Annotated in this window: 5 protein-coding genes; 4 read left to right on the top strand and 1 reads right to left on the bottom strand. The window is 70.8% G+C overall.

Annotation, left to right across the window (positions count from 1 at the left end):
* Window positions 1-2496, bottom strand: a 2496-nt coding sequence (locus AOK23_RS04860) for an aminotransferase class III-fold pyridoxal phosphate-dependent enzyme (RefSeq protein WP_055711502.1), incomplete at its 3' end; no start/stop codon positions are given.
* Between the two features lie 441 nt (window positions 2497-2937).
* Between AOK23_RS04860 and AOK23_RS04855 the strand changes: the two genes are divergently transcribed.
* The 4 genes from AOK23_RS04855 to AOK23_RS04840 all read left to right on the top strand — a co-directional run.
* Complete coding sequence (locus AOK23_RS04855; RefSeq protein WP_079049294.1) at window positions 2938-4155, top strand: PucR family transcriptional regulator; 1218 nt, start codon at window positions 2938-2940, stop codon at window positions 4153-4155.
* 315 nt (window positions 4156-4470) lie between these two features.
* Window positions 4471-5139, top strand: coding sequence for a haloacid dehalogenase type II (locus tag AOK23_RS04850; RefSeq protein ID WP_055711503.1), 669 nt, complete (start codon window positions 4471-4473; stop codon window positions 5137-5139).
* Window positions 5140-5195: 56 nt separating this feature from the next.
* Window positions 5196-6479, top strand: coding sequence for an NAD(P)/FAD-dependent oxidoreductase (locus AOK23_RS04845; protein WP_055711500.1), 1284 nt, complete (start codon window positions 5196-5198; stop codon window positions 6477-6479).
* 211 nt (window positions 6480-6690) lie between these two features.
* Window positions 6691-7031 (top strand): helix-turn-helix domain-containing protein (locus tag AOK23_RS04840; RefSeq protein WP_157877937.1); only part of this gene is annotated, 341 nt, incomplete at its 3' end.

Genomic DNA, 7031 nt, shown 5'->3' with positions numbered 1-7031 from the left:
GAGTTCGAAGCCCCACCAGGGCCCGAGGCGTCCGACGCCGACCTGGACCTCGTCGGAGACGCACAGGGCGCCCGCCCGCCTGGCAGCGGTGAACACGCCGTCGAGGTAGCCGTCGGGGAACACGATGTTCCCACCCGATCCCATCAGGGACTCGGCGATGAAGGCGGCCGGGGGTCGGCCGTCGGCCGAGATCCGCTCGATGACGGCCGCGGCGTCGCGCGCGTACTTGGCTCCGGCGTCCGCGTCGTCGTATCCGTAGGTGCCGCGGTAGCGGTCCGGGATGACGACCTCGTGGGTGGTGGCGGGTGCGCCGGCGCCGCCGGGGCCCTTGTAACGGTTCGGGCTGATCCCGGTCACCACGCCGGTGTTGCCGTGGTACGCGCCGTCGATGTTGACGATGTGCCGGCGCCCTGTCACCTGGCGGGCGATCCGCAGCGCCAGGTCGTTCGCCTCACTGCCCGTGCACACGAGGAAGACGACCTCGAGCGGGTCGGGCAGCGTGGCCACCAGCTTCTGCACGTAACTGGCGATCTGCGGGTAGACGAAACGGCTGTTGGTGTTGAGCTTGCGCAGCTGTCGGGTGGCGGCGGCCGTCACCCGTGGCTCGGCATGGCCGACGTGGGTGACGTTGTTCAGCGAGTCCAGATAGGCCAGGCCGTCCTCGTCGTGGAACCACACGTCCCGCCCGCGCACCAGGTTCATCGGCTTGCGGTAGTAGTTGCGCTGGGAGCGAGCGATGTGGCGACGGCGCACCGAGACGACGTCGTCGACGGCGGGGGCCGCGGCGGGGGACTCGGTGAACCCGAGGAGCCGGGCGGGGTCGGGTGACAGCCGGCTCCAGACCTGCCGTGCGGAGGGCGGCACGGCACGAGGCGGCGGCCAGGTCGCCATCCGGGCGGTGCGGTGCACCTGTACCTGGACGCGCGGCCCGAGCGGATCCGTCCCCTCGCTCACGCCGGCGCGTCCCAACGGCTCCCCGGCCGGGACGCTCGCCCCGACGGGCGGCGAGTCGGCCAGCCCCCACCAGCACGTCCAGAACTCCAGCCCCTCGACCGCATGGCGCAGCACCAACGGCTCACCGGGACCACCGTGGGCCTCGACGACGCCGGACAGCGGGCTGGCGACCTCCTCGGCGTCCGCCACGATCAGCGTGCCGCCGACCTGGACCGTCGCGGGCTCGTCGGCTCCCGGGCGGCGCCGGCCCCCCAGAAGCAGCGAGGCACTGAGGTGGGGCACGTAGCCCCGCCGCCACCGTCCGTCGAGGATGTCGTCGATACGCGCGCGTACCGCGCTCGCGTCGTGCCAGTCGACTTCGTCGTAGAGATCACTGGCCGGTCGCAGGTCGACCAACCGCGGAGCCGGTGCGTACGGGACACCGTCTCGGACCGCCTCCGCCAAGACCTCTTCCAACCGCCCCTGCTCCCGCGTCGGGGGGAGCCCGCACGCGACCCGGAACGTCGCCTCGGCGACCTCGGGGCAGACCCCGGCCACCCGCGCGATCGTCGGCCAGGTGTGTTGCACGCGGGTCCGGCCGTACGGTGTGTCGCTCTCGGCGACCCGGCGCGTCCACGTCACGGCGTTCATGCACAGCCGGGCGGCCGCCAACGGATAGACAGCCGCCAGCTCCTGCGCCGTGAGGGGAAGCACCGAATGGAAGCCGGCCACCACCTCGGCCGCCGCGGCGAGCGGGTCGGCCTTGCGGACCATGGCGTAGCCCGCCGCGATCGCCACCTCCGCCGCGCGCACACCGTAGAGCGAGTCGCCCAGATCGACGATGCCCGAGATCCGCGGCACCCCGTCGGCGTCGGCATCGGCCAGAACGTTGGCGTCGTTGAGATCCTGGTGCAGGACACTCCACGGCAGCCGGTCCAATGCCGGCAGGAGAGCGTCGTACCAGCCCATGATCGTGCGCACCGACTCCCGCCGGTCCGCGTCCTGGACAGCGTGCAGCGACCCCTCGACGATCTCGGCGGCCCGGCGCATGTCCCAGTCGTGCGGTTCCAAGCCCACCGGCGGCTCCATGCTGGACAGCCCGAGGCTCAGCCGCCCAGCGGCTTCTCCCAACCGACGCAGCAACGCCGCCGGGTGGTCGTCGAGCTCCGCCAGCACCCGGCCCTCCAGCCAGCTCATCACACGGACCACGTGCGTCCGGCCCTCGTGGACGACGGCGGCCAGGCACTGTCGCTCCCGGGTCGGGACCAGCCGTGGCACCGGAAGGTCGGGAACGGTGGAGGCCAGATGCTGGAGGAGCGCGTTCTGCCAGAGGACGTCGGCCGAGTCCGGCTCCGCGCGGGTGACCCGTACGAAGTAGCGCATGCCGTCGCCGCCGGTGATCCGTACGTTCTGGTCGACCTCCCCTCCCAGTGGGTGCTGGACGTATCCCTCGAGCCCGAAGGACTGCCGCAGCACGTGATCGAGGAGCGGGCCCGGCAGGTGGCCGGTGGGACCAGGGAGGGCAGCTCCGTCCCGGTCGGCGGTGGTGGTCACTGAGGTCATCGGTGCGTTCTCTCTCTCGTCGTCAGGCCGCTCATCACTCACAGGGGGCCTGCGTCACGTGCTCGGGTCACCTGCGTCACGCGCTCGGTCTCGGCCTGTTCCCTGCCGCCCACTCGTGTCGGGCCTTCGCCCGACGCTGCCGGTCGGCTCCCGGACCGTCCGATCGACGCGGTTCCTGGGAGATGGCGGCCATGGCTACCGCGGCGGCGTCTGGGGCTGCTCCACGTGCGTGGCCTGCCACGGCTCTCCAGCCCGAGGTGCTGCGTCAGTGAAACACCGCTGGGAATCCGGCAACAAGGGACGTGAGGCCGCGACATCCACCCTGTAGTTTGTGCCTGTGCACAATCTCGGTGAGGGGCCCGCCCCGGTGTGGCGGCGGCACCACCCGGAGCCGACCCCTTGTCCGTGCGGTGACGGCTGTTGTCGGGAGAGGCGGTCCTCATGAGCAGCCCCGGACGCCCCATGGGTGGGGCACGCCACGACGCCGTCCAGGCGATCGCGCGCCGACTCCTCGACGAACGACTCGACGAACTGACCTCTCGTGCTCTCGCGAAGCTGGAAGCCGAGGAGGCCGCCTACGCGTCGGCGGACTGGGACCCGGTCCAGAAACGCGAGGGGATGCGGCGAACCCTCGAACTCGCCCTGACCCGGCTGGCCGGCGGTCCCGTGCCCGCGGCGGTCTCACGCGCCACCGAGGACGTGGGACGCGAGCGGGCGGAACAGGCGTTCCCCCTGACCGCGCTGATGCACTCCTTCCAGCTGGACCTCAGGACCCTGTGGGAGGCCGTGCTGGAGGAGGGGCGAGCACGGGGCATCAGCGCCGATCCCGACTTCCTCGACGGGTTGATCCGCGTCTGGGAGGCGACGGACGCCAACAGCGTCGAAGTCGTCGACGCCTACCGCCGCACCGAACGCGACCTGGCGAGCCGTCGTACGGAGGTACGCAACCGGGCCTTCAGCCGCCTCGTCCTGGAAGGCGAGCAGGACCCCTCCACGGTCGCCGAGGCGTCGACGCTGCTGGGCTTCTCCGAGCACGTCGCCCTGACCGTGGTCGTGGTCGAGTCCGTTCCCACGGGGGACCCGGCTCTGTCCCAGGTCGACGACGCGCTGCGTCGGGGCGGCCTGCTGCGCCACTTCGGCTGGATGGGCGACGAACTCCTCGGCATCATCCGCCACGGACGGTCCGACCAGGAGACCATGCTCGCCCTGCTCCAGCCGTTCGCCCCGTGGCGCTGCGGCGTCGCGGAAGTCCCCGGGCTGGCGCTGACGGCACGGGGCATCCGCTTCGCGCGCGCCGCGATCCGCAGCTCCACGCGGCCCGGAGTGCGGCATGTGGAGGGCCACTGGGTCGGGGCGATCATGTCGGCGCAGGAGGAACTCCCCGGCGCGATGGCCGCCGGCGTGCTGCGCCCACTCCTCGGACTGCGTGACAGCGACAGCATCCTCGAGACCCTGCGCTGCTACTTCGACCTGGGCTCGGTCGCCGAGGTGGCCGCCCGCACCTATCGCCACCGGAACACGGTGGGCAACCGCCTGCAGGCCGCGGAAGAGGCGACCGGGCTGAAGCTGTCCAGACCGGCGGACGCCGCCCGGCTGGTCCTCGCCCTGGCCTGGCTGGAGACCGACGCGGGCGCCCGCTTCCGGGCGACGATGTCCTGATCCTCGGAACGTGAGTGTGCACAGGCACAATATGCGCGGTCGATCTCGCGGCCTCACGTCCCTTGTTGCCGAAGTCTCCACGGTGCTTCACTGACGCATCACCTCGGGTGGGAGAACCGCTCATCGCACTCGGAGCAGCAGTGGTGCTGCCGCCGACTGCCTGACCGGCATCCACCGTCCTCTACGGGTCGCCGCCAACGCCGCGGCAGGCCCCCTGAAACCACCCCCGATGCGGCGAACCCGGCCGCACTCGACGTAGATCATGACGCCTCGATGCACGAGGTGTCCCATATGCCCGGAAAGAGGTTGAACGTCATGCGTCAGATCGTCACCTTCGATGCCTACGGCACCCTGGTCGACTTCCAGCTCGGCCCCACCACCCTGAAGCTCCTCGCCGACCGGCTGGACCTGGACGGCCTGAACGTCGACGAGTTCCTCGACGACTTCCGCGTCATGCGGTTCCAGGCAGTCCTGGAGGCCTACCGCCCCTTCCGCGAGGTGCTGCCCTCCAGCCTGGAGGCTGCCATGCGTCTGCACGGTCTGGAGTACCGGACGTCCGACGGTGAGGCCCTGGTCGAGGCCGTGCCCACCTTCGGCCCCCACCCCGAGGTCCCGGCCGCCCTGCGGGCGCTGAAGTCCCGGTACGAGATCGCCATCATCTCCAACACGGACGACGACCTCATCGCCCAGAACCTGGCCCACATGGGCGTCGAGTTCGACCATGTCATCACCGCCCAGCAGGCCAAGGCGTACAAGCCGTCCCGGCAGACCTTCGAGTACGCCTTCCAGGCCATGGACATCGACCCCGCCCAGGTCATCCACGTGGCCCAGGGCTGGGAGTACGACCTCATCCCCACCCGCGACCTCGGTCTCGCGCGCCGCGTGTGGATCAACCGCTACGAGTTCCACAGCGGCAGCGCCGACTACCGGCCCTACGACGAGCTGCCCGACCTGTCGGGCCTGCCGGCCCTGCTCGGCTGCTGAGGCCGGGACCAAGAGAAACACCCCTGGACGACCAGGAAGACCCGAGGACGTACGTCATGAAGCAGATCCCCTACTGGCTCGACACCGCCCCCGCCTTTCCCGACCGGACCGGCAAGCCCCTGCCCGAGCGGGCGGACCTGGTGGTCGTCGGCGGCGGCCTCACCGGCCTGTCCACCGCCTACCACGCGGCACGCAAGGGCGCCCACGTCGTCCTCGTGGAGAAGGACAAGGTCGGCTCGGGCGCCTCCGGACGCAACGGCAGCATGTGCACGCAGGGCATCACCATCAGCCCCGCCGAGGCGCGCAAGCGCTACGGGCAGCCGCGGGCCCGGGAACTGTACGACGCCTTCCGCACGGCGGTGGACGTCGTGGAGGAGCTGACGGTCAAGGAGCGGATCGACTGCGACTTCCAGCGTGTAGGGCGTCTGGGGGTCGCGTTCAAGCCGCGGCACTTCGAGAGCATGCGGGACAAGCAGCGCGACCTGGCCGAGAACTTCGGCCACGAGACCACACTCCTGAGCAAGAGCGATCTCCGTGCCGAGCTGGGCTCCGACTACTACCACGGAGCCCTGCTCGACCCGCTCAGCGCACACCTGCACGTCGGCAAGTACGTCCACGGCCTGGCCGAGGCCGCCGAACGCGCCGGCGCCGAGATCCACGAACGCAACGCCGCCGTCGCGCTGCACCGCGTCCCGGCGGGCGGTTTCCTCGTCGAGACCCTGCACGGCACCATCCGCGCCAAGCAGGTGATGGCGGCCACCGACGCCTACAGCGACAAGGCCATGCCCTGGTTCCGCAAGCGGCTGATCAACGTCGGCAGCTTCGTCATCGTCACCGAGCCGCTGGGCGAGGAACGGGCCCGGCAGCTCATCCCCAACAACCGCGTGGTCGTGGACTCCAAGAACATCGGCCACTACATCCGCATCACCCCCGACCACCGCCTCGCCTTCGGCGGCCGGGCCCGCTTCGCCCCCTCCGACCCCGCCTCGGACCTCAAGAGCGGTGACGTCCTGAAGCGGGAACTGGCGGAGATCTTCCCGCAGGTGGCGGACGTGCGGATCGACTACGTGTGGGGCGGCATGGTCGGCTTCTCCTGGGACCGCGTCCCGCACGCGGGTGAGGCCGACGGCCTGTACTACTCCATGGGGTACTGCGGCCACGGCGTCCAGATGGCCACGTACATGGGCCGGGCCATGGCCGAGGTGATGGACGGCCACCCGGAGGCCAACCCCCTGCGCGGCTTCGGCTTCCCCAAGGTTCCGGTGCCGTTCTACAACGGCACCGCCTGGTTCCTGCCCTTCGGCGGGGCGTACTACAAGGCCAAGGACCGACTGCGCTGACCATCGGCGCTTCATCGGAAGGGGCCGGTGGTGGAGTCCGCCCGCCACCGGCCCCTCCGGCGACGGTGCTCTCCTCGGCGGCGCGCATCGCGTTCTTCACGAGCCCACTGGCGAACATCACAGTCGGAACGGGTTCTCGCCCGAGGCGGGCGAAAAGTACCTTGGATCGCTGATCAGCCTGTTCTTGGTGTGCGTGAAAGAGGATTCGTCGATGGGGCGTCCTGAACTACCGGTCGACCCGGCGGCCGGTCCGGTGCAGCGACTCGCCCATGATCTTCGGGAGCTGCGCCGTTCGGCGGGTGGTGTGTCGTACCGGACCATGGCGAAGAACGCCGGCTTCTCGGTGACGACCCTGGCGAAAGCGGCGAGCGGCGAGCGACTGCCGTCGTTGGCCGTGTTCCGGGCGTACGTCCAGGCATGTGGCGCCGACCCCGCTCAGTGGGAGGCACGGTGGGCGGAGGCCGAGGCGCTGGCAGGGGAGGAGAAGCCGGAAGAGGCCGAGGCCGCCCCGCCCTACCGTGGCCTCGCGCGCTTCGAGCCGGACGACCGTGA

It is taken from the genome of Streptomyces torulosus (genome assembly GCF_001419765.1).
GTDB lineage: Bacteria > Actinomycetota > Actinomycetes > Streptomycetales > Streptomycetaceae > Streptomyces > Streptomyces torulosus.
Note: the sequence above shows the minus strand (reverse complement) of the source record. Positions and strands in the feature narration are given on the sequence as shown.